Here is a 1,786-nt window from a genome sequence, read left to right on the forward strand (position 1 = left end):
GATGTGGCGCACATCTGTGCCGTTGATATTGCGTTTAACGATCAAGTATACCGCAGACCGACCATCTTCGAGGATCGAGGCCGCAGACTCAACCTCACCGAGGGTGGTATGTCGGTGCCAGCCCCACACTTGATGCTCACGTTGATATGTCAACCCGATCAGAGTCCCGTCGTCTCGCACACACCACAGGATGCTGTCAGGCTCCTCGGCGTACGCCATATCCACAATCGAGTGCCCGCCAAAAAGGTGCATCGCGTATATCGATAGGTCGTTGCCTGTGTACTTGTTAGACGTGTACTCGTAGCCCAGGTCCCTGACACGAGCCCCTGCGTACTGCACATATAAAGCGGTAGAGTTGACGACAACCGGCGGAACTTTCGACGCCCCTACGTACGATTGTATGCGCACCCCGGCTGTCGCAGGCGTAAGGACCCCGTCCGCACCCTCGGTGACCTTCCACACTCCGCCAGACGTAAGGACAATCAAATCCCCTAACGGCAGCAAATGCCTGATCTCGTTGACTTGTTGCGCTTTAATCGTGAAAGTGAAAGCGTCAGCAGCCCGGGCGGGGTGCGATGTGCGCAAAGAGCTGGGATTGCCTACTTGCGTGACGTCGCTCCGCTGAGGCTCGTTCGACGTCGACGCGAATACCTGCCGCTGCTGATAGTATGTACTCACTCCGGGCTTATCGCCTGCAGCCGCAAACGGCTCGCGAGCCTCGGGAGGAGTGTCGCTCGTTAGAGGTGCGACGTTGTAATCTTCGAAATATAAGGTTTTCGAGTCACCGATCCATCCGTATACCTGACTGTTCACTGACGGGTCCTTGTATACTCGATAGTAATCCGCCCCTGATACCGAATCCCACCGCAGCTTGACCGCGCCGGTCGTGGACAGTGACTGAGTTGTAATTATCCCTGGAACCGACGCTAGTGACTCGACGCCGTCCAGGTCCACCGCCGTCACGACGTAGGTGTATGTTTTCTCAAAGTCGCCGAACCCACTGCCGATCGTTGTAGCGCCGTTGCTCCGGAAGGCATTGCCGCCGGAGACATACGCTGTGTAACCGGTGGAGTCTTCGCCATCCAATGCATACGACACCCCGTCAACTATGTCAGTGACACGGAAGAGCCTGTCGTTCAGCTCAGTCATACCGACCACACTCTTCACTTCGACCAGGTTGCCCTCATCCCATCCGTGGCCTGGTGACGTCACCACTGCTGGGTTGGCCTTAGTGATATTCGTGATGGAGGATACGGTATCCGACGCATTGAACGCTGGAGTGTCCACCGTGGGTGAATAGTCGTTTGTGGTGAGGGTCCAGTTGTCGTCCGCAATTCGACTCAGGCTCGCAGGGTCATGGCTCTTATGGGTCAGAGTCATCACGTCTGCATCCTGCGAAAACCCGAGAGTCGGGAGCTGGTCCTCAGTGTAAGGCGTGACCAACTCGAATATTGCGGGTCCGCCGCCTGCGAGGATGAGACCACCGTCCCTGATAACTCTCACTTTCAAATGTTCAAACACGAGCATGTACGTCTGCTCCGTGTTGAACGAAAATTCGATTAACCGACCCTTTCTCGTGGAGTCATCCAGCACATTGATAAAGCGCCATCCAGGTCGGTTATACGCCCCTCCCTGCGCTTTAACGTAGTAATTTTCGCACAGGTTCAGGCCTGATAGATATTTAGCCAGATCAGACCTCGCCTGCGCTGCAGGGGACAGCTCTCCGGAAGCCAGACTGCGCTGCGCAAGTTGGGGCATGGTTTAACTCCTGACTGTTATGGATTCA

1 protein-coding gene is annotated in these 1,786 nt (G+C 55.7%); it reads right to left on the reverse strand.

What is annotated here, in order from left to right:
• Positions 1-1,758 (reverse strand): hypothetical protein (locus GY937_03770; protein MCP5055826.1); only part of this gene is annotated, 1,758 nt, incomplete at its 3' end.
• Positions 1,759-1,786: the final 28 nt, after the last annotated feature.

Source organism: bacterium (assembly GCA_024228115.1).
Taxonomy (GTDB): Bacteria; Myxococcota_A; UBA9160; order UBA9160; family UBA6930.